This window comes from Pseudomonas sp. V98_8 (assembly GCF_029967975.1).
GTDB lineage: Bacteria > Pseudomonadota > Gammaproteobacteria > Pseudomonadales > Pseudomonadaceae > Aquipseudomonas > Aquipseudomonas umsongensis.
On record NZ_JASCAE010000007.1, the window covers coordinates 134,607 to 159,479 of the forward strand.

General features: G+C 60.4%; 23 protein-coding genes, 4 tRNA genes and 1 pseudogene. 19 read left to right on the plus strand and 9 right to left on the minus strand.

The genetic code is table 11. From position 1 onward, the window contains the following. Positions 1-47: 47 nt before the first annotated feature. From ribF to ispH, 5 genes are all read left to right on the plus strand, one after another. Positions 48-998 (plus strand): bifunctional riboflavin kinase/FAD synthetase, encoded by a 951-nt coding sequence (gene ribF, locus QLG10_RS07240; protein ID WP_282486451.1) that lies wholly within the window; start codon positions 48-50, stop codon positions 996-998. Beyond that, positions 999-3,830 carry an isoleucine--tRNA ligase gene (ileS, locus tag QLG10_RS07245; RefSeq protein WP_282486453.1) on the plus strand — a complete coding sequence of 944 codons (2,832 nt, stop codon included), beginning with the start codon at positions 999-1,001 and terminating at the stop codon, positions 3,828-3,830. It abuts the gene before it with no gap. After that, positions 3,823-4,335, plus strand: a complete 513-nt coding sequence (lspA, locus tag QLG10_RS07250; protein WP_110751045.1) for a signal peptidase II — start codon at positions 3,823-3,825, stop codon at positions 4,333-4,335. Before ileS ends, lspA begins: the two co-directional genes overlap by 8 nt. 7 nt (positions 4,336-4,342) lie before the next feature. Further along, positions 4,343-4,780: an FKBP-type peptidyl-prolyl cis-trans isomerase gene (gene fkpB, locus QLG10_RS07255; RefSeq protein ID WP_173667185.1), complete on the plus strand. Its 438-nt coding sequence runs from the start codon at positions 4,343-4,345 to the stop codon at positions 4,778-4,780. 218 nt (positions 4,781-4,998) lie between these two features. Beyond that, complete coding sequence (gene ispH / locus QLG10_RS07260; RefSeq protein ID WP_110751047.1) at positions 4,999-5,946, plus strand: 4-hydroxy-3-methylbut-2-enyl diphosphate reductase; 948 nt, start codon at positions 4,999-5,001, stop codon at positions 5,944-5,946. A 4-nt stretch (positions 5,947-5,950) separates the two neighbouring features. Here the strand turns inward: ispH and QLG10_RS07265 are convergent, their stop codons facing one another. Beyond that, on the minus strand, positions 5,951-6,463 hold the full coding sequence (locus QLG10_RS07265) for a GspH/FimT family pseudopilin (protein ID WP_110751050.1): 513 nt from the start codon (positions 6,461-6,463) through the stop codon (positions 5,951-5,953). 67 nt (positions 6,464-6,530) lie between these two features. On the opposite strand from QLG10_RS07265, the gene QLG10_RS07270 reads away from it, so the two are divergent. The 7 genes and pseudogenes from QLG10_RS07270 to thiO all read left to right on the plus strand — a co-directional run bounded on the left by QLG10_RS07270 (position 6,531) and on the right by thiO (position 12,150). After that, on the plus strand, positions 6,531-7,004 hold the full coding sequence (locus QLG10_RS07270; protein ID WP_110751052.1) for a GspH/FimT family pseudopilin: 474 nt from the start codon (positions 6,531-6,533) through the stop codon (positions 7,002-7,004). After that, positions 7,001-7,450 (plus strand): type IV pilus modification protein PilV, encoded by a 450-nt coding sequence (gene pilV / locus QLG10_RS07275; RefSeq protein ID WP_188264334.1) that lies wholly within the window; start codon positions 7,001-7,003, stop codon positions 7,448-7,450. The genes QLG10_RS07270 and pilV overlap by 4 nt, the downstream gene beginning before the upstream one ends. Beyond that, positions 7,447-8,160: a prepilin-type N-terminal cleavage/methylation domain-containing protein gene (locus QLG10_RS07280; RefSeq protein ID WP_188264333.1), complete on the plus strand. Its 714-nt coding sequence runs from the start codon at positions 7,447-7,449 to the stop codon at positions 8,158-8,160. The genes pilV and QLG10_RS07280 overlap by 4 nt, the downstream gene beginning before the upstream one ends. Then, a complete protein-coding gene (locus QLG10_RS07285) occupies positions 8,157-8,642 on the plus strand; it encodes a PilX N-terminal domain-containing pilus assembly protein (RefSeq protein ID WP_188264332.1) in 486 nt (161 codons plus the stop codon). The genes QLG10_RS07280 and QLG10_RS07285 overlap by 4 nt, the downstream gene beginning before the upstream one ends. A 106-nt stretch (positions 8,643-8,748) precedes the next feature. Further along, a pseudogene (locus QLG10_RS07290) lies at positions 8,749-10,578 on the plus strand (PilC/PilY family type IV pilus protein); the annotation flags it as partial. 14 nt (positions 10,579-10,592) lie between these two features. Continuing rightward, the gene (locus QLG10_RS07295) at positions 10,593-10,994 is read left to right on the plus strand and encodes a type IV pilin protein (protein WP_110751061.1); all 402 of its coding nucleotides are present in this window, start codon (positions 10,593-10,595) and stop codon (positions 10,992-10,994) included. Between the two features lie 55 nt (positions 10,995-11,049). Then, a complete protein-coding gene (gene thiO / locus QLG10_RS07300; protein WP_248676996.1) occupies positions 11,050-12,150 on the plus strand; it encodes a glycine oxidase ThiO in 1,101 nt (366 codons plus the stop codon). A gap of 100 nt (positions 12,151-12,250) precedes the next feature. Here the strand turns inward: thiO and QLG10_RS07305 are convergent, their stop codons facing one another. The 4 genes from QLG10_RS07305 to QLG10_RS07320 form a co-directional block, all read right to left on the minus strand. Next, complete coding sequence (locus tag QLG10_RS07305) at positions 12,251-13,582, minus strand: sigma-54 dependent transcriptional regulator (RefSeq protein ID WP_282486461.1); 1,332 nt, start codon at positions 13,580-13,582, stop codon at positions 12,251-12,253. 2 nt (positions 13,583-13,584) lie between these two features. Continuing rightward, positions 13,585-15,171 (minus strand): ATP-binding protein, encoded by a 1,587-nt coding sequence (locus tag QLG10_RS07310; protein ID WP_282486463.1) that lies wholly within the window; start codon positions 15,169-15,171, stop codon positions 13,585-13,587. After that, positions 15,161-15,394: a PP0621 family protein gene (locus QLG10_RS07315; protein ID WP_033040380.1), complete on the minus strand. Its 234-nt coding sequence runs from the start codon at positions 15,392-15,394 to the stop codon at positions 15,161-15,163. Before QLG10_RS07315 ends, QLG10_RS07310 begins: the two co-directional genes overlap by 11 nt. A gap of 137 nt (positions 15,395-15,531) precedes the next feature. After that, on the minus strand, positions 15,532-16,554 hold the full coding sequence (locus tag QLG10_RS07320) for an outer membrane protein assembly factor BamD (protein WP_110751069.1): 1,023 nt from the start codon (positions 16,552-16,554) through the stop codon (positions 15,532-15,534). 151 nt (positions 16,555-16,705) lie between these two features. On the opposite strand from QLG10_RS07320, the gene rluD reads away from it, so the two are divergent. The 7 genes from rluD (at position 16,706) to QLG10_RS07355 (ending at position 21,801) form a co-directional block, all read left to right on the plus strand. Then, positions 16,706-17,668, plus strand: a complete 963-nt coding sequence (rluD, locus tag QLG10_RS07325; protein WP_008058321.1) for a 23S rRNA pseudouridine(1911/1915/1917) synthase RluD — start codon at positions 16,706-16,708, stop codon at positions 17,666-17,668. Beyond that, complete coding sequence (pgeF, locus tag QLG10_RS07330; protein ID WP_282486468.1) at positions 17,665-18,390, plus strand: peptidoglycan editing factor PgeF; 726 nt, start codon at positions 17,665-17,667, stop codon at positions 18,388-18,390. Before rluD ends, pgeF begins: the two co-directional genes overlap by 4 nt. Positions 18,391-18,520: 130 nt before the next feature. After that, entirely contained in the window at positions 18,521-21,085 is a 2,565-nt protein-coding gene (gene clpB / locus QLG10_RS07335) for an ATP-dependent chaperone ClpB (protein WP_282486470.1), read from the plus strand. 301 nt (positions 21,086-21,386) lie between these two features. Next, positions 21,387-21,462, plus strand: a tRNA-Asn gene (locus tag QLG10_RS07340). Between the two features lie 9 nt (positions 21,463-21,471). Further along, positions 21,472-21,548 (plus strand) — tRNA-Pro (locus tag QLG10_RS07345). Between the two features lie 5 nt (positions 21,549-21,553). Continuing rightward, positions 21,554-21,629: transfer RNA gene (locus QLG10_RS07350), tRNA-Lys, on the plus strand. 95 nt (positions 21,630-21,724) lie between these two features. Continuing rightward, positions 21,725-21,801: transfer RNA gene (locus QLG10_RS07355), tRNA-Pro, on the plus strand. 195 nt (positions 21,802-21,996) lie between these two features. On the opposite strand, the gene QLG10_RS07360 is transcribed toward QLG10_RS07355, so the two are convergent. Genes QLG10_RS07360 through QLG10_RS07375 form a run of 4 tightly spaced genes read right to left on the minus strand, consistent with a single transcriptional unit; the run spans position 21,997 to position 24,732 of the window. Continuing rightward, positions 21,997-23,295, minus strand: coding sequence for an NAD(P)/FAD-dependent oxidoreductase (locus tag QLG10_RS07360; protein WP_110751073.1), 1,299 nt, complete (start codon positions 23,293-23,295; stop codon positions 21,997-21,999). A gap of 60 nt (positions 23,296-23,355) precedes the next feature. After that, positions 23,356-23,529: a DUF3094 family protein gene (locus QLG10_RS07365; RefSeq protein ID WP_020798622.1), complete on the minus strand. Its 174-nt coding sequence runs from the start codon at positions 23,527-23,529 to the stop codon at positions 23,356-23,358. Positions 23,530-23,581: 52 nt separating this feature from the next. Beyond that, on the minus strand, positions 23,582-24,109 hold the full coding sequence (locus QLG10_RS07370; RefSeq protein WP_020798621.1) for an MOSC domain-containing protein: 528 nt from the start codon (positions 24,107-24,109) through the stop codon (positions 23,582-23,584). Next, entirely contained in the window at positions 24,106-24,732 is a 627-nt protein-coding gene (locus tag QLG10_RS07375; RefSeq protein ID WP_110751075.1) for a DUF1780 domain-containing protein, read from the minus strand. The genes QLG10_RS07370 and QLG10_RS07375 overlap by 4 nt, the downstream gene beginning before the upstream one ends. Positions 24,733-24,873 lie beyond the last annotated feature (141 nt).

The following is a 24,873-nucleotide window of genomic DNA, read 5'->3' on the forward strand; positions in this document are numbered from 1 at the left end:
CGCCGGGTGTGGTTATAATCGACCACTTTATGAGCAAGAAGCGCGTTATGCAGCTGGTTCGAGGCCTCCACAATCTGCGCCCCCAGCATCGGGGCTGTGTCGCCACTATTGGCAACTTTGACGGTGTACACCGTGGCCACCAGGCTATCCTGGCGCGGCTGCGCGAGCGTGCGCTCGAGTTGGGCGTGCCCAGCTGCGTGGTTATTTTCGAGCCGCAGCCCCGGGAATTTTTCGCCCCTGACACGGCGCCAGCGCGTCTGGCCCGGCTGCGTGACAAGCTGCAGCTGTTGGCTGCCGAAGGGGTCGACCGAGTCCTGTGCCTGGCATTCAACCAGCGCCTGAGCAAGCTCAGCGCCAGTGAGTTCGTCGATACCATCCTGGTTGACGGTCTCGGCGTGCAGCACCTTGAAGTCGGCGACGACTTCCGTTTTGGCTGTGACCGGGCAGGGGATTTCGATTTCCTGCAACAGGCCGGCGTCATGCAGGGCTTCACCGTCGAAGCGGCGCAAACTGTCGAGCTCGATGGCATTCGCGTCAGCAGCACCCAGGTGCGTAATGCGCTGGCCGCTGCTGATTTCGCCCTCGCGGAGCGTTTATTGGGCCGTCCATACCGGATCGCCGGTCGCGTGTTGCACGGCCAGAAGCTGGCCCGGCAGTTGGGTACGCCCACCGCCAATATCCAGCTCAAGCGGCGTCGCGTGCCGCTGACCGGGGTTTATCTGGTCAGTGTCAACCTGGATGGCAAGACCTGGCCTGGCGTCGCCAATATCGGCGTTCGACCCACGGTGCAGGGAGATGGCAGAGCCCACCTCGAAGTACATCTTTTAGATTTTGCCGGCGATCTGTATGACCGGCGTATGACGGTGGTTTTCCACCAAAAGCTGCGTGAAGAGCAGCGTTTCGCCTCTCTGGAGGCGCTTAAGACGGCGATCAATGCGGATGTCGCCGCCGCCCGTGCCCTGTCGCACCTAGCGCCAATCGCTAATGAAGAGCCTTAAATGACCGACTATAAAGCCACGCTAAACCTTCCGGACACCGCCTTCCCAATGAAGGCCGGCCTGCCTCAGCGCGAACCGCAGATTCTGCAGCGCTGGGACAGCATTGGCCTGTACGGAAAGTTGCGCGAGATTGGCAAGGATCGTCCGAAGTTCGTCCTGCACGACGGTCCTCCATACGCCAACGGCACGATTCACATCGGTCACGCACTGAACAAGATTCTCAAGGACATGATCATTCGTTCGAAGACCCTGTCGGGCTTCGATGCGCCTTATGTTCCGGGTTGGGACTGCCATGGCCTGCCGATCGAGCACAAGGTTGAAGTGACCCACGGCAAGAACCTGGGCGCGGACAAGACCCGCGAACTGTGCCGTGCCTACGCCACCGAGCAGATCGAAGGGCAGAAATCCGAATTCATCCGTCTGGGCGTGCTGGGCGACTTCGCCAACCCGTACAAGACCATGGATTTCAAGAACGAGGCTGGTGAAATCCGCGCCCTCGCTGAAATCGTCAAGGGCGGTTTCGTGTTCAAGGGCCTCAAGCCCGTAAACTGGTGCTTTGATTGCGGTTCGGCCCTGGCCGAGGCGGAAGTCGAGTACGAGAACAAGAAGTCCTCGACCATCGACGTGGCATTCCCGATTGCCGACGAAGCCAAGCTGGCTGCCGCGTTCGGTCTGCCTTCGCTGGACAAACCTGGTTCGATCGTGATCTGGACCACCACCCCGTGGACCATCCCGGCCAACCAGGCGCTGAACGTCCACCCTGAATTCAACTACGCCCTGGTCGATGTCGGCGACAAACTGCTGGTGTTGGCTGAAGAACTGGTCGAGTCATGCCTGGCACGCTACAGCCTGGAGGGTTCGGTTATCGCGACTGCCTCGGGCAAGGCGCTGGAACTGATCAACTTCCGCCACCCGTTCTACGACCGCCTGTCGCCTGTCTACCTGGCTGACTATGTCGAACTGGGCGCCGGCACTGGCGTGGTTCACTCTGCCCCGGCCTACGGTGTGGACGACTTCGTGACCTGCAAGAAATACGGCATGGTCAACGATGACATCCTCAACCCGGTACAAAGCAACGGCGTCTACGCGACATCGCTGGAATTCTTCGGCGGCCAGTTCATCTGGAAGGCCAACCCGGCCATCGTCGACAAGCTGACCGAAGTGGGTGCGCTGCTGCACACGACCATCATCGAACACAGCTACATGCACTGCTGGCGCCACAAGACTCCGCTGATCTACCGTGCCACAGCGCAGTGGTTCATCGGCATGGACAAGCAGCCAACCACCGGCGACACCCTGCGCCAGCGCTCGCTAAAAGCCATCGAAGAGACCCAGTTCGTACCGGCCTGGGGCCAGGCGCGCCTGCACTCGATGATCGCCAACCGTCCGGACTGGTGCATCTCTCGCCAGCGCAACTGGGGCGTGCCAATCCCGTTCTTCCTGAACAAGGAAAGCGGCGAACTGCACCCACGTACCGTCGAGCTGATGGAAATCGTGGCCAAGCGCGTCGAAGTCGAAGGCATCGAGGCCTGGTTCAAACTGGACGCCGCCGAGTTGCTGGGCGATGAAGCGCCACAGTACGACAAGATCAGCGACACCCTGGACGTCTGGTTCGACTCGGGTACCACCCACTGGCACGTGCTGCGCGGTTCGCACCCGATGGGCCACGAAAGCGGTCCACGCGCCGACCTGTACCTGGAAGGTTCGGACCAGCACCGCGGCTGGTTCCATTCGTCGCTGCTGACCGGTTGCGCCATCGACAACCACGCGCCGTATCGCGAGCTGCTGACCCACGGTTTCACCGTTGACGAGTCCGGCCGCAAGATGTCCAAGTCGTTGGGCAACGTCATTGCACCGCAGAAAGTCAACGACACCCTGGGCGCCGATATCATGCGCCTGTGGGTCGCTTCTACCGACTACTCCGGCGAAATGGCAGTGTCCGAGCAGATCCTGCAACGCAGTGCGGACGCCTACCGGCGTATCCGTAACACCGCGCGTTTCCTGCTCTCGAACCTGACCGGCTTCAACCCGGCCACCGACCTGCTGCCGGCCGAGGAAATGCTGGCACTGGACCGCTGGGCCGTGGACCGCACCCTGCTGCTGCAACGTGAGCTGCAAGAGCACTACGGTGAATACCGCTTCTGGAACGTGTACTCGAAGATCCACAACTTCTGCGTGCAGGAGCTGGGCGGTTTCTACCTGGACATCATCAAGGACCGCCAGTACACCACCGGTGCCGACAGCAAGGCCCGTCGTTCGTGCCAGACCGCGCTGTTCCACATCAGCGAAGCGCTGGTGCGCTGGATCGCCCCGATCCTGGCGTTTACCGCCGACGAGCTGTGGCAATACCTGCCGGGCGAGCGCAACGAGTCCGTCATGCTCAACACCTGGTACGAAGGCCTGAGCGAACTGCCGGAAGGCTTCGAGCTGGGTCGCGCCTACTGGGACCGCATCATGGAAGTGAAGGTCGCGGTCAACAAAGAGATGGAGATCCAGCGCGCGGCCAAGGCTGTCGGTGGCAACCTGCAAGCCGAAGTGACGCTGTTCGCCGAAGACGCGCTGAGCGCCGACCTGGCCAAGCTGAGCAACGAACTGCGTTTCGTCCTGATCACCTCCACCGCCAGCGTTGCACCTTTTGTTCAGGCGCCAGCGGATGCGGTAGTCACCGAAGTCAGCGGCTTGAAGCTCAAAATCGTCAAGTCGGCCTTCGCCAAGTGCGCCCGTTGCTGGCACTGCCGTGAAGACGTCGGCGTGAATCCCGAGCATCCGGAAATCTGCGGTCGTTGCGTCGACAACATCAGCGGCGCTGGCGAGGTTCGCCACTATGCCTAATGCCGTTGGCCGTTTTGGGCGGCTGGGCTGGCTCTGGTTGAGTTTGCTGGTCCTGGTCATCGACCAGGCCAGTAAGTTCTACTTCGAAGGCTCGCTGGAGATGTACCAGCAAATCGTGGTGATCCCCGATTACTTCAGCTGGACCCTGGCCTACAACACCGGCGCGGCATTCAGCTTCCTGGCTGACAGCTCCGGCTGGCAGCGCTGGTTGTTTGCCCTGATTGCGGTCGCGGTCAGTGCGGTGCTGGTGGTCTGGCTCAAGCGTCTTGGACGCAATGAAACCTGGCTGGCTGTCGCGCTGGCGTTGGTGCTGGGTGGCGCGCTGGGTAATCTATATGACCGCATTGCCCTCGGCCATGTGATCGATTTCATTCTGGTGCATTGGCAGAACCGCTGGTATTTCCCGGCGTTCAACTTTGCCGACAGTGCAATCACGGTTGGTGCTGTAATGCTGGCACTGGATATGTTCAAAAGTAAAAAGACCGGAGAAACCGTTCATGACTGAACAGGTATTGGCTGAGCAACGCATCGGCCAGAACACGGAAGTCACCTTGCATTTCGCATTGCGCCTGGAGAACGGCGACACGGTGGATAGCACCTTCGACAAGGCCCCGGCGACCTTCAAGGTCGGTGACGGCAACCTGTTGCCAGGTTTCGAAGTGGCGTTGTTCGGTTTCAAGGCGGGCGACAAGCGTACCCTGAGCATCGAGCCGGAAAACGCGTTCGGCCAGCCCAACCCGCAAAACGTGCAGATCATCCCGCGCTCACAGTTCCAGGATATGGACCTGTCGCCAGGTTTGCTGGTGATCTTCAACGATGCGGCCAATACTGAATTGCCGGGTGTGGTCAAAGAGTTCGATGACACGCAAGTGACCATCGACTTCAACCATCCACTGGCAGGCAAGACGCTGACCTTTGACGTGGAAATCATCTCCGTCAAAGCGCTGTAACTTGTGGGAGCGAGCCTTTGTGGCGAGGGGATTTATCCCCGTTGGGGTGCGAAGCGCCCTTGAATCCAGTCAGCGCGTTATTGAATGAGAACGCGCTGAATGGTCTACGATTGCTTCGCAATCGAACGGGGATAAATCCCCTCGCCACAGCAAGCCCGTCCCCACAGTTGTTTTTCACGGTTTTCGCTATTTCTTGCGCGCAAGACACGAGGCACAGCATGCAAATCAAACTCGCCAACCCCCGTGGCTTCTGCGCCGGTGTGGACCGGGCGATCGAAATCGTCAATCGCGCCCTGGAGGTTTTCGGGCCGCCGATCTATGTGCGCCACGAAGTGGTTCACAACAAGTTCGTCGTCGAAGACCTGCGTAACCGCGGGGCGATCTTCGTCGAAGAGTTGGACCAGGTGCCGGACGATGTGATCGTGATCTTCAGTGCCCACGGCGTGTCCCAGGCCGTCCGTACTGAAGCCGCCGGCCGTGGCCTGAAAGTGTTCGACGCCACGTGTCCGCTGGTCACCAAGGTGCACATCGAAGTCGCCCGCTACAGCCGCGATGGACGTGAATGCATCCTCATCGGCCACGCCGGTCACCCGGAAGTCGAAGGCACCATGGGCCAGTACGATGCCAGCAACGGTGGGGCGATCTACCTGGTCGAAGATGAAAAGGACGTCGCCGAACTCCAGGTGAAAAACCCGGATAAACTGGCGTTCGTCACCCAGACGACCTTGTCCATGGACGATACCAGTCGCGTCATCGACGCCCTGCGTACGCGTTTCCCGGCCATTGGCGGCCCGCGCAAGGACGACATCTGCTACGCCACGCAAAACCGCCAGGACGCGGTCAAGCAATTGGCCGACGAATGCGATGTGGTGTTGGTGGTCGGTAGCCCGAACAGCTCCAACTCCAATCGCCTGCGTGAACTGGCCGAACGCATGGCAACCCCGGCGTACCTGATCGACGGTGCCGAGGACCTCGACAAGAGCTGGTTCGACGGTGTCGAGCGGATCGGTATCACCGCTGGCGCTTCCGCTCCGGAAGTCCTGGTGCGCGGCGTGATTCAGCAATTGCAGGCCTGGGGTGCTACCGGGGCCGATGAGTTGGCCGGGCGTGAAGAGAACATCACGTTCTCCATGCCAAAAGAACTCCGGGTCCGTTCGCTGCTCTGATCCTTCAGGTTGCGCATAGCGCCTGTGTGGTCTTTTCACTGCGCAGGCTGATGCGACCGTTCGAGGCCAGCACCACCTGGTGCTCGCTTTGCGCTTCGCGTGCAGCGCAAACATGCAATGTCCCTGCCTGGAAACCTCCGGACACCGGCTCACCCCCTGGGCCGAATCGTACGGCAGTCCTGACATACTGGTTGCCGAAAATCGCCACGCCAATTCCGCTGCGACGCTCTGTCAGCAGCGGATTGTCAGGGTCCTCGTGCCCCTTGCCGCTGACATCCAGGATAATTCGCCAGCCCTGGCTCCAGTCATCGTTTATGCCGTGAACGACGACGACCTGACCGCGCGATACCGCCTCGCTCCTTGCACTGCGCAGACCGCTGGCCAGTGACTTCGCCGCTTCCTCGCGATGCTTCGATTCTGTCAGCGCAGCGAATGCCGGACTGACCAGTTGCAGAACAATCCCGAGAATTGCGAGTCCCATAAGCAATTCAATCAGACTGAAACCTTGCTCACGCATGAGATTTTCCTCCCTGGAATGTTCTAGCGCGTGGAGCAGGTATAGCCGACGGCAGCAGAGAGCAACGATGGATCATCGTACAAAAGGTTTCACGTTGATCGAGTTGTTGGTTGCGTTGGCGATTTTCCTGGCCCTGATCACCCTGGTGGTCCCGGCGTTTATCCGTTCGTCGCAAAGCACCAAGGCCGACACCGAGATAAGGGACCTGCAACGTGGCCTCAACTTCGCCCGACTCGAAGCGATCGATCGCGGCGTGACCATTCGGGTACGACCCACGGCGGGTGGGGGCGTGTGGACAGGGGAGTTGTCGGTCTATGACGGTACGGGCACCCCGGCGAATGTATTGCGGGTTGTTCCACCGATCAGCAGCGGTGCGACTCTGACGCTAACCTCGGGAGTGTCGGCCATCGATTTCAACAATTTGGGCGGGCTGTCGTCACCCTCCACGGCAGTGGTGATCAGCTATGTGCTCGGAACGCAAAGCAGGATGCTGAATGTGTGTTTGAACGGACGAATTCTATTGGGTGGAAGTTGCGGATGAGGCCATGGAGCAAGCATGCCCAGGAGGGCATGACGTTGATCGAAGTGCTGGTGGCGTTGCTGATTCTGGGCGTGGGGCTGTTGGGCGCGGCCGCCGTTCAATTGAATGCCTTGAAATACACTGACAGTGCGCGCATGACCAGCCAGGCCAGTTTTATCGCCTACGACATGCTGGACCGCATTCGCGCCAATGCCGCCGCCGATTACACCGTGACACCGCCGACCGCGGGCAATCTCAACGTCGCCCGGGACCAGGATCTCTACGATTTCACCCATAACATCGTCAATTTCGGTGGTGCCACGGCGACCGGCAGTATCTCCCTGAACCAGCGGGTGTACACCATCACCATTAATTGGGACGACTCGCGGGCCGCCAACAGCGCTAACTCAAGGCGCAGTTTCGTCCTCACAAGCCGCGCAACCGCCGACCCGGTGGCCACGCCATGAGCCGCTCCAATCGCGGATTCGGCCTGATCGAGTTGCTGATTGCCCTGGCGTTGAGCCTGGTGGTGGTCCTGGGTGTGGTGCAGGTGTTCATCGCCGCAAAAAACACCTACATCAGCCAGAATGCCGCCGCGGCCATGCAGGAGGACGCGCGCTTCGTACTGAGCAAGATGATCCAGGAAATCCGCATGGTCGGCATGTTCGGCTGCCTGGGGACGATCACCGATGCCAGCAAAGAGGGTGATTTCGCTGCCAGCCAGATAAAACCGATCAGTTGGGATAACGCAGCTCTCAAGTTAACCCTGGTGACGGCGGACGTCGGCAGCAATGGCGGCAAGCCGGCCTGGACGGTGGTTTCCGATTGCCGAAGCAGCGCGACGGCTTACTCCGACCTGCGCGCACCAGCCACAGGGCAACTGGCGTTTCCCATCCGGCGAATGATCTACGGCTTGAAGGACGGTCAGTTGACCCTTGGTGTCGGCAGGGGAAAGCCACTCGAACAAACGCTGGTCGATAACGTCAGTGCATTCGACGTGAGCTTCGGCCTCGCCAGCTCGGCCGCCGATTCGGCGGTGTCCACTTACAGCAGCAACCCGTCGGACCCGGCGCGTATCCGTAGCGTACGCCTGAGCCTGACCCTCACCGACCCGAACCACCGGGTGAGCGACCAAACCTTCAACGTGGTTGCCGCCTTGCGCAACCGTCTGCCATGAAGGGCGGGCCGGTGCGTGTGTCCCCTGGTTGCCAGCGCGGCATGGCGCTGCTGGTCAGCCTGGTGTTCCTGTTGCTGCTGACGCTGATTGGCATCTCGTCGATGCAAAACGCCACGCTGCAGGAAAAAATGGCCGGTAGCCTGAGCTTGCGCAACCAGTCATTCCAGGCTGCCGAAGCGGTGTTGCGCGTAGGCGAAAGCGCTGTTCAGCTCGACAGCTATTCGTTGCCGGTGTGCAGCGGCACTTTGCGGTGCGCACCGCCTGCCGAATCGTCGACCCTCAAGGCGGCCGGGTTCAACTCCACCTCGGGGGTGACCTGGATCGCGGCGGGCGCCGGCTTCTATGGGGTGCAGAACATAGGCACCAGCCTGGCCGCGGTGAACGTGCCGAGTAACACCTCGGTGACCTTGTACCGGGTCACCGCCGTGGGCATTGCGGGCAGCTCACGCAGTGTGGTGGAGAGCATTTATGCGAAATATTGAAAGCCGCACGCAGCGTTGGAGATTGTTCAGCGGGGTCTTTTGCGCCTTGTTCATGGCAGCTCCCGCCGATGCCTTTACGCCCTCGGACACGCCCTTGTTGTGCGCCGCCGGCTCCGGCGGCAGTGGTGTCGCCAGCGCCACCCACTATTTCCAGACCCGCTACGACCCCAAGGACTGGCGTGGCACGATAAAGGCCTACGGTTTCACCGCCAGTGGCGCGGTCAATACCGCGTCGGTGCTTTGGTCCACTGATAACACCCTCGTGCCGGGTGCTACGGCACCGACCTATCAATCATGGAACAACCAGAGCAACAGTGTCGTGCCATTGGCCTTCGCCAATTTTTCCACGGCCCAGCAAGCCGTTCTCGACCAAGGCTTGCCCGGCGGTATCACGGGCAGCGATCTGGTGGAGTGGAGCAAGGGCACCAACAAGGCTGGCCTGAAGGCGCGCAGTGTGTTGCTGGGCGATATCGTCAATTCACCGCTGGTCCTGGCGGCACCTTCGGATCAAACCGCATCGGACTTGTCGGGGGACACCAGCTACAGCGCTTACCTGGCGATCAAGGCGGTCAACATGAGCGCCAGTCTGGTGGTCAACGCCAACGACGGTTTCGTCAGCGTCGTCAATACCGGCAACGGTGCCCGGCGCTACGCCTACATGCCTTCCAGCGTGCTGCCGTCTTTGCGTTACATCGCCGATAGTGCCTACATCAACGGCGTCAGCCACAAATTTCTGGTGGATGGGCAGGTGGGCGTGTTCGATGCTCAGCTCAACAGTGCCTGGAAAACCCTCGCACTGGGCGGAACGGGGGCGGGCGGGCGAACCTTCTATGCGCTGCAGTTGTTCGACGCGTCGGCGGGCAATGTCATGAAGGCCTTGTGGGAAATCAGCGCGCCGGTCACTGCCAGTGCGGCGAACGCGTTCAATGACCTGGGTTATGCCTACGCCCGTCCGGAGGTGGCACGCTTGGCGGATGGGCGGTGGGCGGCGTTCATTGCCAACGGCTACGGCAGCAATTCAGGGGTCGCGGCGTTGTACGTGGTGGACATTCGTGACGGCAGCCTGATCAGGAAAATCGTGATCGACAGCAGCGAAACCACCAACGGCTTGTCTTCGGTGAAGCTCAAGGTGAACTCGCAGAATGTGGTGCAGGCGGCCTATGGCGGCGATCTCAAGGGACGGCTCTGGAAGTTTGACCTGAGTGGCACCACCCCGGATGCCTGGGGCCTGGCGTTCGCCGGCCAGCCGTTGTTTACCACCGCCGGTGGCGCTACCCAGCCAATCACCGCGCAGCCGCTGCTGGCGGACAATGCCCTGGGTGGCAAGATGGTGTTTTTCGGCACGGGAAAACTCAACGAGACGGCGGACCAGACCAACAAGGACCTGCAGGTGTTCTACGCGGTGTGGGACGCGAACGGGGGGGGCGGACAAATCACCGTCTCCAGTCTGCAGGCTCAGGCGGTGACCGGGGTGCTTTCGGGAAGTTCGGGGCAGTTGATCACTACCAGCCAGAACGAGGTGACCTACCCGGCGAAAAAGGGCTGGTATTTGCCACTGCTGTATAACAGCACGCTGACCGGTGAGCGTGTACTCAACCAGGCCAGCCTGGTGCTCGGGCGGATCGTCTTCACCACGGCAAGCGTGGATACCACGCAACCTTGCGCCAGCTCTGGTAGCGGCAAACTGGTCGAACTCGATGCGTTCAGCGGTAAGATGCTCAATTACGCGGTGCTCGACAGTAACGGCGACGCAGTGATCGACAGTACTGACACGCTGTCCAGCGGCGTGGTCTTTACCGGCGGCATTCCGACTTTGAACGCCATCGTCAATGACGCGACGCGCAAGATCGTGAACGATTCCAGTGGCGGTATCTCCACGCTGGTGGAAAAATCCGGCGGCGGCAGCCGTCGCATCATGTGGCGACAAATACAGTAAGCGAGAGTTGAGGCATGCACAGATCCAACCGCGGTTTTACCCTGATCGAAATCATGATCGTGATTGCGATCATCGGGATTGTCATGACCATCGCTATGCCGAGCTTCACCGAATATCTGAATAAGGGGCGCCGCACCGAAGTGGCCGGTCTGCTTTCCGAGCAGGCGCAGATCCTCGAGCGTTTCTATTCACAGAAAAACGTCTATAGCGGTGTCCCGGGTCTCAGCGCCGGAAATGACTACTACACCATCACGCCGACTCTGACCGACCAGACCTTCTTGCTGACGGCGGTGCGCAAGCCTGGCACCAGCATGGCCAATGACAAGTGCGGTGATTTCACTATCACCAATACGGGGGCGCGCGCGATGGTCAATGCCACGGCCGGCCTGACCACCAAGGATTGCTGGGGTCGCTGAGTTTCCTTTTCGGGCGCCCTTTGCGCCTTTGTCTATTTAATGGTTGGATCAGAACATGACCAGGCAACAGCAAGTGGTGATCGTCGGTGGTGGGGTAATCGGCCTGCTGACGGCATTCAATCTCGCGTCCCAGGTGCAGAGCGTGGTGCTGCTGGACCGATCGAGCGTTGGCCAGGAGTCGTCCTGGGCAGGCGGCGGCATCGTTTCTCCGCTCTATCCATGGCGCTACAGCCCTGCGGTTACCGCGCTGGCGCATTGGTCCCAGGATTTCTATCCACAGCTGGGCGAACGCTTGTTCGCTGCTACCGGGATCGATCCCGAGGTGCATACCACGGGCCTGTATTGGCTGGACCTGGACGATGAAGCCGAGGCGCTGGCCTGGGCCGCCCGCGAGGGCCGGCCGCTGCGGGCTGTGGACATCTCGGTGGCCCACGATGCGGTGCCGGTGCTCGGTGGCGGCTTTTCCCGAGCGATCTACATGGCCAACGTCGCCAATGTGCGCAACCCACGGCTGGTGAAGTCGCTCAAGGCGGCATTGCAGGCGCTGGGGAACGTGACGATTCATGAGCAATGCGAAGTCAGCGGATTTATTGCGCAAGACCAACAAATAGTCGGTGTGCAGACCTCCAGCGGTGCGATCCATGGCGATCAAGTGGTTCTTACCGCTGGCGCCTGGAGCGGCGACTTGCTCAAGAGCCTGGGCCTTGAGTTGCCAGTCGAACCGGTGAAAGGGCAGATGATCCTCTACAAGTGCGCGGCGGATTTCCTGCCGAGCATGGTGCTGGCCAAAGGGCGTTATGCAATACCGCGGCGCGATGGGCACATCCTGATTGGCAGCACCCTGGAGCATGAAGGCTACGACAAGACGCCTACCGAATCGGCACTCGAAAGCCTCAAGGCTTCGGCCGTGGAATTGATCCCGGCGTTGGCCGACGCCGAGGTGGTGGGGCATTGGGCAGGGTTGCGGCCTGGTTCGCCGGAGGGCATTCCCTACATTGGCCAAGTGCCTGGGTTTGAGGGGTTGTGGCTCAATTGCGGGCACTACCGCAACGGGTTGGTACTGGCGCCGGCGTCCTGTCAGTTGTTCGCTGATGTGATGTTGGGCAGGGCGCCGATCATTGATCCGGCACCGTATGCGCCGGCCGGGCGGATCTAACCTGGAAAGATCTGGCGTGTTAGATGACCTTCGCGAGCAGGCTCGCTCCCACACTTGATCGCATTCCACTGTGGGAGCGGGCTTGCTCGCGAAGAGGCCCTCAATCCAGGCCTAATTTCTTCAGCCTGTAGCGCATCGACCTGAACGACAGATTCAACCGTTGAGCCGCCGCCGTGCGGTTCCAGCGGGTCTCTTCCAGGGCCTGGAGAAGCAGTTGGCGTTCAACGTTTTCCAGGTACGCCTCCAGGTTATCGATTTGCGTGAGGTCCGGCACGCCCCCTTCGGCGGAGCAGTTGCCCTCGGCCAGGCGCAGGTCGCTGGCCTCGATCCGGTTGTTTTCGCACAAGGTGTGAGCGCGTTCGAGCATATTCTCCAACTCTCGCACATTGCCCGGAAAACGGTAGCTTTTCAGGGCGTCGAGGGCATTGGGGTGGAGTTTTGCCGCGGGCTGCCCGGTGTCTGCAGCCAGGCGCTTGAGCACATGGCAGGCCAGCGGCTCGATGTCGTCACGGCGTTCGCGCAACGGTGGCACGCGTAGTTCGATCACGTTCAGGCGGTAGTACAGATCCTGGCGAAAACGTTCGCCGGCGACTTCGGCGCCAAGGTCTTTGTGGGTGGCGCACAGTATGCGCACATCGATCACCCTCTCCTGTTGCCCACCGACGCTGCGTACGGCTTTCTCCTGGATCGCCCGCAGCAGTTTGACCTGCATGGGCAGAGGCAGGTCTGCCACTTCGTCGAGAAACAGGGTGCCGCCGTGGGCCGCCTGGAACAAACCGGGCTTGTCCTCGATGGCGCCGCTGAAGCTGCCTTTTCGATGGCCGAAAAACTCGCTTTCCATCAGCTCCGTCGGAATCGCGCCGCAATTGACCGGGACAAAGGGCTGGTTGGCCCGGGGGCCTCGCTCATGAATCAGGCGGGCGACCAGTTCCTTGCCACTGCCGGACTCGCCACTGATGTATACCGGTGCCTGGCTGCGGGCCAGTTTGTCGATCTGCTGGCGCAAATTGCGCATGGGCGGCGAGTCACCCAGCAAGCGGCGATCGATGGTGGTCCCTGGGGCGGGTAACACCAAGGCACTGGTGACCAGTTCCCGCAAGCGGGTCAGGTCCACCGGCTTGGTCAGGAAGTCGAAAGCGCCGGCCTTCAGCGCATTGATCGCTGTATCGAGGTTGCCATAGGCGGTGATCATGGCCACCGGCATCTGTGGATAGCGTTGCTGGATATGTTGCACCAGGTCAAGGCCGCTGCCGTCCGGCAGGCGCATGTCGGTCAGGCACAGGTCGAACGTCTCGCGCTGGAGCAGGGCCAAGGCCTCGCCAACGTTACGGGCACTGTAAGTGTCGAGTTTCATCCGTCCCAGGGTGATTTCCAGGAGTTCGCGGATGTCCGGTTCGTCGTCGACGACCAGGACTTTTTTCCGTGGGCTCATGTTCAACCTTGTTTGCGTCCGTGGGCAAAGGTGATGCGAAAGCAGCCGCCTTGGCGTGGTTTGAAGTCCAGGCGAGCCTGGTTGCTCTCGCACAGCTCACGTGACAGGTATAGCCCCAGGCCAGTGCCCTGTTGGCTGGTGGTGAAGAAGGGCTCGAACAGTTGTGCTTGATGATCCGGGGCCACTCCGGGACCGTCGTCGAGGATTTCGAGGATCGGTAGCTGGCTTTCGGGATCGGTGAACAATTCAAGCCAGACCTGCGCCGGGTCGTGCTCCAGGGCGCTATGGCGCCAGGCATTGCCTATCAGGTTGTCGAGAATCTGCTCCAGCTGGTTCGGGTCCATCAAGGTCTCGAAGTCACCGGGCACAATGCGCAGATGGATTTTCTGGTGCTCGCTCGCCCGGTCGCGGGTTGCCGCCACGAACTCTTCCAGCCAGGGCCTCAGGTCGAGTCGTTGGGTCGCGGTTTGCTGGCGGCGGGACAGTTGCAGGACGTTTTCGATAACCCGATTCATGCGCTGAGAGTGGTCTTGAATAATCTGCGTCAGACGCCGGTCCGCGGCATTCAGTTCCTCCGATTCTCGCAATAGCTGCGCGGCGTGACTGATGGCGCCCAACGGATTGCGGATTTCATGGGCGATACCGGCGGTGAGGCGGCCGAGGGCGGCGAGCTTCAGTTGGTGAGCCTGCTGGGTGATTTGTGCGAGGTCTTCGAGAAAGACCAGGGTCTGGCGATGCGGGCTGGAGGCCAGGGCGATGAAGCTTGGCTGTAGTTCAAGGCCATTGCGGGCGATTTTCAGGCTTTGCGGGCGCAGCGTCGGATTGTTGATCCACAGTTGCAGGCGCTCGACCAGGGAAGGTGCATATTCGTCGATCCGTCGGCCTTCGAGGCGCTCGCAGCCCAACAGGGTCAAGGCGCCATGATTGGCCAGTTGCACGCGCCATTGGTCGTCAAGCACCAGGATGCCAGTACGCATGCGTTGCAGGATCAGTGCATTGAGGGCTTCCAGGCCAACCACTTCGCTGGCCTTCTGTTGCGCCAGGGTTTCGCTGACTTCCAGTCGTCGGATCAGGCCCTGTACCAGCAGCGCCGCGCCAAAACACAAAACGCCAAGCGTGCCGACCTGTAAATAATCGTTGGGATTGGCACGATGGCTGACATTCAGCAGCAAGCTCGAACCCAGGATGCCAAGTGTACTGATGGCGGCAATCAGCAAGCCGATGCGTTTTCGCAACAAGGTATTACTGATGGCCACCGAGACGATCAGCAAGTTGCCAATAGCGCTGGCCACTCCGCCAGCGGCGTAGAACAACCCGCAAAGCAGCAGGACGTCGACCAGGGCCAGGCTGAGCAGTTGCGTCGGGCGTCGGGTGCTCTGGAAGAAGACTGCCAGCAGGATATTCAGTACCAGATACATCCAGCTGCCACTGCGCAGCAGGTCGTCATTGGCGGCCGTGAGCAAGCGGTTGTCCAGGTTGCTGGAAATCAGCAATACCAAGGTGATGCCGATGCTTAAACGGTAGAGGTGATAGAGACGCAGCAGTCGCCGGGCCTGTTTTTCGCCGGGACTGGACGTCTCAGCGATCACTAGGACCGGGGCCTTGCTCCAGGTGAGCCTGGCTGCAATACCACTGTTGTTGAAGACGCAGTGCGCGATCGCGGGGCAGGTGCACGCCGCAATGGGCGCAGCGGACCATGGGGGCTGCTTCCAGCTCGGCGGAGGACTTGGGGGCAGACGCCTGGCCCTTGTACTTGCGCCAGAACCACACAGCGGCGGCAATCACGGCGATCCAGAATAATAAACGAAGCATGGTGAGCTGCTTTATGACGGATGAATCGCCAGTTTAGCCAAGGACATGGCAGGCGCACAGCGTATTCGCGCTGGATAAAAACGGCGCAATAAAAAGGGAGACTCGAGAGTCTCCCTTTTTTTGCACCGCCGGTCGTGTCAGTCGAACACGCCGAAGGTCATGTAGCTGAACCAGGAGCGGTCTTCGTTGTTGCCCTCTGCCTCGTGGTCCTCTTCTTCGATCACATCGCCGCTGCTGTCTTTCGGCTTGAGCTCGTTGGGAATCGCGTCCTTGGCGTCCTGGAATTGTTTCTGCACGTCCTGGTTGGCGCGGGTTTCACCCGGCGGCAGCGGCGGACGGGATTCGATCAGGCCCAGGGTAGCCTTGCTCAGCCACGAGCGGTTGTCGGCTTCGGCAACCGATGGCACGAACTGACCGTCCACCAGGCTTGGGTGGTTCGGGTAGTTGAGCTTCAGGGTTTCGAGGCTGGTGGCTGCCAGTTCGTCCAGGTGCAGGCGCTGGTAGGCCTCGGTCATCACCGCCAGGCCGTCGCCGACCGAAGGAGTTTCCTGGAAGTTTTCCACCACGTAACGGCCACGGTTCGCGGCAGCCACGTAGGCCTGACGGGTCAGGTAGTAGTCGGCCACGTGGATTTCGTAGGCTGCCAGCAGGTTGCGCAGGTAGATCATGCGCTGCTTGGCGTCCGGCGCGTAACGGCTGTTCGGGAAGCGGCTGGTCAGCTGGGCGAACTCGTTGTACGAGTCGCGGGCGGCACCCGGGTCACGCTTGGTCATGTCCAGCGGCAGGAACCGCGAGAGCAGGCCAACGTCCTGGTCAAAAGAAGTCAGGCCCTTGAGGTAGTAGGCGTAATCGACATTCGGGTGCTGTGGGTGCAGGCGAATGAAGCGCTCGGCAGCTGCCTTGGCGGCTTCCGGTTCGGCGTTCTTGTAGTTGGCGTAGATCAGTTCCAGCTGAGCCTGGTCGGCATAGCGGCCGAACGGATAGCGCGATTCCAGAGCCTTCAGCTTGGCAGTGGCGCTGGTATAGCTATTATTGTCCAGATCGGCTTGAGCCTGTTGGTACAACTCGACTTCGCTCAGGTTTTCGTCTACGACTTCCTTCGAAGAGCAAGCAGCGGTCAATGCGAGGATGGCGATCAGCAGCAGGTGTTTCACTTGCATGGCGGCTTGCGTCCCTATGACGGCCGCTGTCTTGGGCGAGGCCGTCCTGTTATGATGAGCGCCCCGTTGAATAGCCTCGGGGCAAAAGACGCCGTATTTAACCACAAGCGCGCAGCCGAAACCAAAGGCTGTGCCGACGCCCAGTCCGAGCATGTCCGATAAAATTGAACTTCGCGCAGAGGTGCCGTCCGAATTGGGCGGCCAACGCCTCGATCAAGTCGCCGCACAACTATTCGCTGAGCACTCGCGCTCGCGCCTTTCCGCCTGGATCAAAGACGGCCGCCTGACTGTGGATGGGGCGGTTGTCCGCCCGCGAGACATCGTTCACGGTGGCGCCATTCTTGAACTCACCGCCGAGCAGGAAGCTCAGGGCGAATGGGTCGCCCAAGACATCGCCCTGGACATCGTCTATGAAGACGACGACATCCTGGTGATCAACAAGCCCGCGGGCCTGGTGGTTCACCCGGCTGCTGGCCACGCTGATGGCACCTTGCTCAACGCCTTGCTGCATCACGTGCCGGACATCATCAATGTGCCCCGCGCCGGGATCGTGCATCGCCTGGACAAGGACACCACCGGCCTGATGGTGGTGGCCAAGACCATCCAGGCGCAGACGCAGCTGGTGACACAGTTGCAGAGTCGCAGCGTCAGCCGGATCTACGAGTGCATCGTGATCGGCGTGGTGACGGCGGGTGGCAAGATCAACGCGCCCATTGGTCGCCATGGCCAGCAACGCCAGCGCATGGCCGTGATGGAAGGTGGCAAGCAGGCCGTCAGCCATTACCGCGTGCTCGAGCGTTTCCGCTCCCACACCCACGTGCGGGTGAAGCTGGAGACCGGTCGTACGCACCAGATTCGCGTACACATGGCGCACATCAACTTCCCGTTGGTCGGAGACCCTGCCTATGGCGGTCGTTTCCGGATTCCGCCGGCAGCCAACCCGACCATGGTTGAATCGTTGAAGAACTTCCCGCGTCAGGCACTGCATGCACGGTTCCTGGAGCTGGACCATCCGACGACCGGTGTCCGTATGAGCTGGGAATCGCCGTTGCCGGAAGACTTCGTCTGGTTGCTGACCCTGCTCAAGCAAGATCGCGAGGCGTTTGTCGGATGAGTGACTGGCTGATTCCTGACTGGCCCGCGCCGGCCGGGGTCAAAGCCTGTGTGACCACCCGTGCGGGCGGCGTCAGCCTGGCGCCGTTCGACAGCCTCAATCTTGGCGATCATGTCGACGACAGTCCCGAAGCTGTCGCCGAAAATCGCCGTCGCCTTACCGATCACTTCTCCATTCAACCGGCCTGGTTGCAGCAGGTTCACGGCATTGTCGTGGCCCATGCGGACCCGAGCCGGGTGATGACTGCTGACGCCAGTTGGACTTCAACACCGGGTATTGCCTGTGCGGCGATGACTGCCGACTGCCTGCCTGCGCTGTTTTGCGACCGTGCCGGTACCCGCGTTGCCGCAGCTCATGCCGGTTGGCGCGGGCTGGCGGCCGGTGTGCTGGAAGCCACGCTCGACAGTCTGGCTGTTGCGCCTGCCGAGGTCCTGGTCTGGCTCGGCCCGGCCATTGGCCCGCAAGCGTTTGAAGTCGGCCCGGAAGTGCGCGAGACCTTCGTCGGGCAATTGCCCGAAGCCGCCCAGGCATTTGTGCCAAGCCAAAACCCCGGCAAGCTCATGGCCGACATCTATATGCTGGCGCGTTTGCGTCTGGCGGCCCGTGGTGTAACCGCTGTTTACGGCGGCGGTTTCTGTACCGTGACCGATCCGCGCTTCTTTTCTTATCGCCGTGCGTCGCGCACCGGCCGCTTTGCCTCCCTGATCTGGCTCGAACGCTAGACTTCTCTGACCTGCATCAACATCACAACGCTTGAAACTCCCAGAATCGACCGCATCTATTGTGGTATCTGGCAGGTTTCTTCATTCAGGATGTTTTATAGGTCCGACCTGCTCAAAAGGAAGGTGACCCATGCGTATAGACCGTTTAACCAGCAAATTGCAGTTAGCCTTGTCCGACGCCCAATCCCTGGCTGTCGGTCTCGATCATCCGGCCATTGAACCGGCGCATTTGATGCAAGCCCTGCTCGAACAACAGGGTGGCTCGATCAAGCCCCTGCTGATGCAGGTGGGCTTCGATGTCAACAGCTTGCGTAAAGAGCTGACCAAAGAGCTCGACCAGCTGCCGAAAATCCAGAATCCCACCGGCGACGTGAACATGTCGCAGGATCTGGCGCGCCTGCTCAATCAAGCCGATCGCCTGGCCCAGCAGAAGGGCGACCAGTTCATTTCCAGTGAGCTGGTGCTGCTCGCCGCCATGGACGAGAACAGCAAGCTTGGCAAGCTTTTGCTCGGCCAGGGCGTGAGCAAGAAAGCCCTGGAAAATGCGATCAACAACCTGCGTGGTGGCGAGGCGGTCAATGACCCCAACCACGAGGAAGCGCGTCAGGCACTGGACAAGTACACCGTCGACCTGACCAAGCGTGCCGAGGAGGGCAAGCTTGATCCGGTGATCGGCCGTGACGATGAAATTCGCCGCACGATCCAGGTCCTGCAACGTCGCACCAAGAACAACCCGGTGCTGATCGGTGAGCCAGGCGTCGGTAAAACCGCCATCGCCGAAGGCCTGGCCCAGCGCATCATCAACGGTGAGGTGCCTGATGGCCTCAGGGGCAAGCGCCTGCTGTCCCTGGACATGGGGGCGCTGATCGCCGGTGCCAAATACCGTGGCGAGTTCGAAGAGCGCCTGAAGGCGTTGCTCAACGAGCTGTCGAAGCAGGAAGGGCAGATCATTCTGTTCATCGACGAGCTGCACACCATGGTCGGTGCCGGTAAAGGCGAGGGCTCGATGGATGCAGGCAATATGCTCAAGCCGGCCCTGGCGCGCGGTGAGTTGCACTGCGTCGGTGCGACCACGCTCAACGAGTACCGCCAATACATCGAAAAGGACGCCGCCCTGGAGCGACGCTTCCAGAAAGTGCTGGTGGACGAGCCGAGCGAAGAAGACACCATCGCCATCCTGCGTGGCCTGAAAGAGCGCTACGAGGTCCACCACAAGGTGGCGATCACCGACGGCGCGATCATTGCGGCGGCCAAGCTCAGCCATCGCTACATCACTGACCGGCAATTGCCGGACAAGGCCATCGACCTGATCGACGAGGCCGCCAGCCGCATCCGCATGGAGATCGACTCCAAGCCGGAGGTGCTGGACCGTCTGGAGCGCCGTTTGATTCAGCTGAAGGTGGAATCCCAGGCGCTGAAGAAAGAAAGCGACGATGCGGCGAAAAAACGCCTGGAAAAACTCCAGGAAGAAATTGCCCGTCACGAGCGTGAGTACTCGGATCTCGAAGAAATCTGGAACTCGGAAAAAGCCGAGGTGCAGGGTTCGGCGCAGATCCAGCAGAAGATCGAACAGTCACGTCAGGAGCTGGAAGCGGCCCGACGCAAAGGCGACCTGAACCGCATGGCCGAATTGCAGTATGGGGTGATCCCGGACCTGGAACGCAGCCTGCAAATGGTCGATCAACATGGCAAGCCCGAAAACCAGTTGCTGCGCAGCAAGGTGACTGAAGAGGAAATCGCCGAAGTCGTGTCGAAATGGACCGGCATTCCCGTGTCGAAAATGCTCGAGGGCGAGCGCGAAAAACTGATGAAGATGGAAAGCCTGTTGCACCAGCGTGTGATTGGCCAGGATGAAGCGGTGGTGGCCGTTTCCAACGCGGTTCGGCGTTCCCGTGCCGGGTTGTCCGACCCTAATCGCCCGAGCGGCTCTTTCATGTTCCTCGGCCCGACCGGTGTCGGTAAAACCGAGCTGTGCAAGGCGCTGGCCGAATTCCTCTTTGATACCGAAGAGGCGATGGTGCGGATCGACATGTCCGAGTTCATGGAGAAACATTCCGTGGCTCGCCTGATCGGTGCACCACCGGGCTACGTCGGTTATGAAGAGGGCGGTTACCTGACCGAGGCGGTGCGCCGCAAGCCTTACTCGGTGATCCTCATGGACGAAGTCGAGAAGGCGCACTCGGACGTGTTCAACATCTTGCTCCAGGTGCTGGAGGATGGTCGCCTGACCGACAGCCATGGCCGTACGGTGGACTTCAAGAACACCGTGATCGTCATGACCTCCAACCTGGGTTCGGTGCAGATCCAGGAGCTGGTGGGTGATCGCGAGGCGCAGCGTGCGGCGGTGATGGACGCGATTTCCACTCACTTCCGGCCGGAGTTCATCAACCGGGTCGACGAAGTGGTGATCTTCGAGCCTTTGGCGCGGGATCAGATCGCCGGCATTACCGAGATCCAGCTGGGTCGCCTGCGCAGTCGCCTGACCGAGCGGGAGCTGAAGCTGGAACTGAGCCCAGAGGCCATGGACAAGCTGATCGCGGTGGGTTACGACCCGGTGTACGGCGCACGGCCGCTCAAGCGAGCGATCCAGCGCTGGATCGAGAACCCGCTGGCGCAGTTGATCCTTTCCGGTCGATTCATGCCGGGAGACACGGCCCATGGCGTGGTGGAGAACGACGAAATCGTCTTCGTCTGAGCCAGATCGGCGGCAAAAGTGAAGAGGCCTCGCATTGCGAGGCCTTTTTTTCATCTAGGCTGTTGAACTCTAAGGAAAAGGCTTGTAAAGTGCGCCCCGCAGTAAGTCACCCGCCAGGGTTTCTGCTCCCCAAGCAGGAATCGAAAATAAGTTGCAAATCATTAACTTGAAAGCAATTTAGGGGGTTGACAGAGGTTGTAGAGATTGTAGAATAGCGCGCCTCAGACACACGAACGCAGCGATGCAAACGGGTTGAAGAGAACGCAGTAAAGCTTCACAGTTGTAAATTGAAATGTGTAGTTCCGTGATAGCTCAGTCGGTAGAGCAAATGACTGTTAATCATTGGGTCCCAGGTTCGAGTCCTGGTCACGGAGCCAATTTCAAACCGGGGTATAGCGCAGTCCGGTAGCGCGCCTGCTTTGGGAGCAGGATGTCAGGAGTTCGAATCCCCTTACCCCGACCATTTTTGGGTCGTTAGCTCAGTTGGTAGAGCAGTTGGCTTTTAACCAATTGGTCGTAGGTTCGAATCCCACACGACCCACCATTTTTGAAACCAGTTAACGCTGGAATCAAATCTTAAGATCAGACGCCAAAAGCTCTGTTCGCAGAAGGCGCCTTTCAAAGGTGCCTTTTTTTTACCGGGGTATAGCGCAGTCCGGTAGCGCGCCTGCTTTGGGAGCAGGATGTCAGGAGTTCGAATCCCCTTACCCCGACCATATTAAAAATCCTCGTATCGAAAGATACGGGGATTTTTTTTGCCTGCTAATTGCTTGCCGCGGATCAACTGTAGGAGCAGCCGGTCGACGCTCGAATGCTCGCGAAGATCGTTAACGAAAACGCAGCGTTTCTGGTTTAACGCGGCGTTCTCAGGTTCTTCGCGAGCATGCTCGCTTCTACAGAAAGCAGCTTGATCAGTGCAGTTTCAGGCGCGGCTCTGTCCCGCGCCCAATCTTGCTGCCCAGCATCAGCATCGCCGTGCGAAATGGCCCGTATAGCGCCATCTGGTGCATGCGGTACAGCGACACGTAGAACATCCGCGCCAGCCAACCTTCCAGCATGACGCTACCCGTCAGGTTACCCATCAAGTTACCCACAGCCGAAAAACGCGACAGCGAGATCAGCGACCCGTAATCGGTGTACTTGTAAGAAGGCAGAGGCTTGCCTTCGATCCGCAGTTTCAGCGACTTGGCGAGCAACGACGCCTGTTGATGCGCCGCCTGGGCGCGTGGCGGCACATTGCGATCAGTGCCTGGTTGCGGGCAGGCCGCGCAGTCACCGAAGGCGAAGATGTTCTCGTCACGGGTGGTTTGCAGGGTCGGCAGCACTTGCAGTTGATTGATGCGGTTGGTTTCGAGGCCATCGATGTCCTTGAGGAACCCTGGCGCACGAATCCCGGCGGCCCAGACTTTCAAGCTGGCGTTGATCACATTGCCATCTACGGTGATCAGGCTGTCGGCCGTCACCTCGCTGACGGCGGCGTTGGTCATGACATTGACCCCGAGTTTTTCCAGGGTCTTATGCACCGGCCCGCCGATTCGTTCCGGCAGGGCCGGCAGCACGCGAGGCCCGGCTTCGATCAGGGTGATGTGCATGTTTTCCGGTTTGATCCGATCCAGGCCATAAGCCGCCAGTTCATGGGCGGCGTTATGCAGTTCGGCGGCCAGTTCGACCCCGGTGGCACCGGCACCGACGATGGCCACGCTGATCTGCTCGACCTTGTCGGTCTGCCCTGCATGGGCGCGCAGGTAGTGGTTGAGCAATTGCTGATGGAAGCGCTCGGCCTGTTTGCGGGTGTCCAGGAACAGGCAGTGCTGCGCTGCACCCTGGGTGCCGAAATCGTTGGTGGTGCTGCCGACGGAAATCACCAACGAGTCGTAAGGCACTTCCCGGGCAGGCACCAGTTCCAGCCCGGCGTCATCATAAGTGGCGGCCAACTGGATTTTTTTATTGGCGCGATCAAGCCCGCTCATGCGCCCCAGTTGGAATTGGAAGTGGTTCCATTTTGCCTGGGCCACGTAGTTGAGTTCGTCTTCGGACGAGTTCAGCGACCCGGCCGCTACCTCATGCAACAGCGGTTTCCAGATGTGGGTCAGGTTCGCGTCGACCAGCATCACGCTGGCCGTGCCGCGTTTGCCCAGAGTCTTACCCAGACGGGTAGCCAACTCCAGACCGCCGGCGCCGCCGCCAACGATGACAATACGATGAGTCATGGGGATATCTCGCAAGGCTAAAAGAAATCGGTGCAATTACCCGAGCGAGCGCCAAGCAGCTCATAGCGTCAGATAACTGATAAGTCGGCTCAACAGGCCCAGGCCAATGGTCACTGCCAATACCAGCACAAGGAGCATCCACGGCCGGAAAGGCCGGCGCTCGACTTGGTGTTGGGACAGTTGCAGATACGCTTCGACATGCTTTTGGTCTTCGGGGTTCAGGCGGCTGGTCATAAAAGGCCTCGTCAGGTAGACGTTGCTGAAGGTGAAGAAGCTACAGGCGGACTCAACGAACGTTGAACGGAGCATAGCCGCTGTCCGTAAGGGGCTCGACGCTCACCCTGTCGTCCAGGCGAATGATGCCACTTTGTAGCACTCGGGCGGTGATTCCGCCATGCCCGCGCACGGCCTGAAAGGTCCCCGGGCCCAGGTTGTTCTGCAGGCGTGCGCAGGGCTGGCACCAGCCAGTGGTTTCGAAAATCGCCTGGCCGATGCGGAAACGCCGGCCCTTGAGGCTGAACAAGTTGATGCCACTGATAACGAGGTTGCGCCGCAAATCTTCAGGCTTGACCGGTTGATCGTCCGGGCGACCCATCAGCGAACTGATCACCGCCAGATGCTCCCACTGAATCAGCGTCACCTGCCGCGCATTGCGCACGCCGGGGCGGGCGCGATCGCCCGTCAAGCCGGCCTCCAGTCGCGCTTCCACGGCATCCAGCTCGATCATTGGCACGTGACGTTCCGGGCGCACGCCAATCCAGCGTACGCGGCCGATCTGCGGTACTTCGGCAATCAGTTCCTGCAATGGGCTCACAGGCTGATCCCGACGTCGAACACGATGCTGCGTCCCAGGTTGCTGCGCAGGAAATCCGGCGCATCGGGATGCGCGAACAGCACGCGGGCGAAGGTCGGGCCCACCAGTGACAGCGAGCGCCAGCCTTGGCGCAGGTATTCGGTGGGCGGTGGGAAATGACTGTTGAGGTCCAGCACTTCGCGCTTGAGGCTGGCGAAGGCAATGATGTCCAGCTCGCCCAGGTCCATGCCGCGCTCTTTGTAGTTGTGTGCTTTTTTGCGCAAGGTTGGCGCCAGCCGCAACAAGAACTCGTTGGCCGGTATGCGGCGGGGCTTGGCTTCGCGCCGTACCAGCTGGCTCAGGGAGAACGCACTGCGCCGCCTCTGCAATTCGTCGCGCCATTCATCATTGAGGCGTCGGCCCTCGTCGAGCACGAAGAACACCTCGAAATTGGCGTCGCGAAACAACACGTCCGGCGGTTCTCCCGCCGGAGCAAATTCGTCGGCCCGGTAGGAAATGTTCAAGCCTTGCAGCAGGCGTTGGCAGACCCAACGCTCGCGCTCCCATTTGCGGGCATTGGACAGGAACGCGTTGGCTTGCTCGGCCGCAATGGTCAGCAGGCGTAAGTAATCTGAATCATCCATACGCCCAAGCTTAGCGCTCAAATGCGATTGTAAAGAAGACAGTTTATCGGAGAGGGGCAATTGCTCGCGCCTCCCAGCCCGGTTCAGGGCGCTGCACAAAACGGATAGTGGTCTGCGCGATGCGGATATTGACCCGAGCCT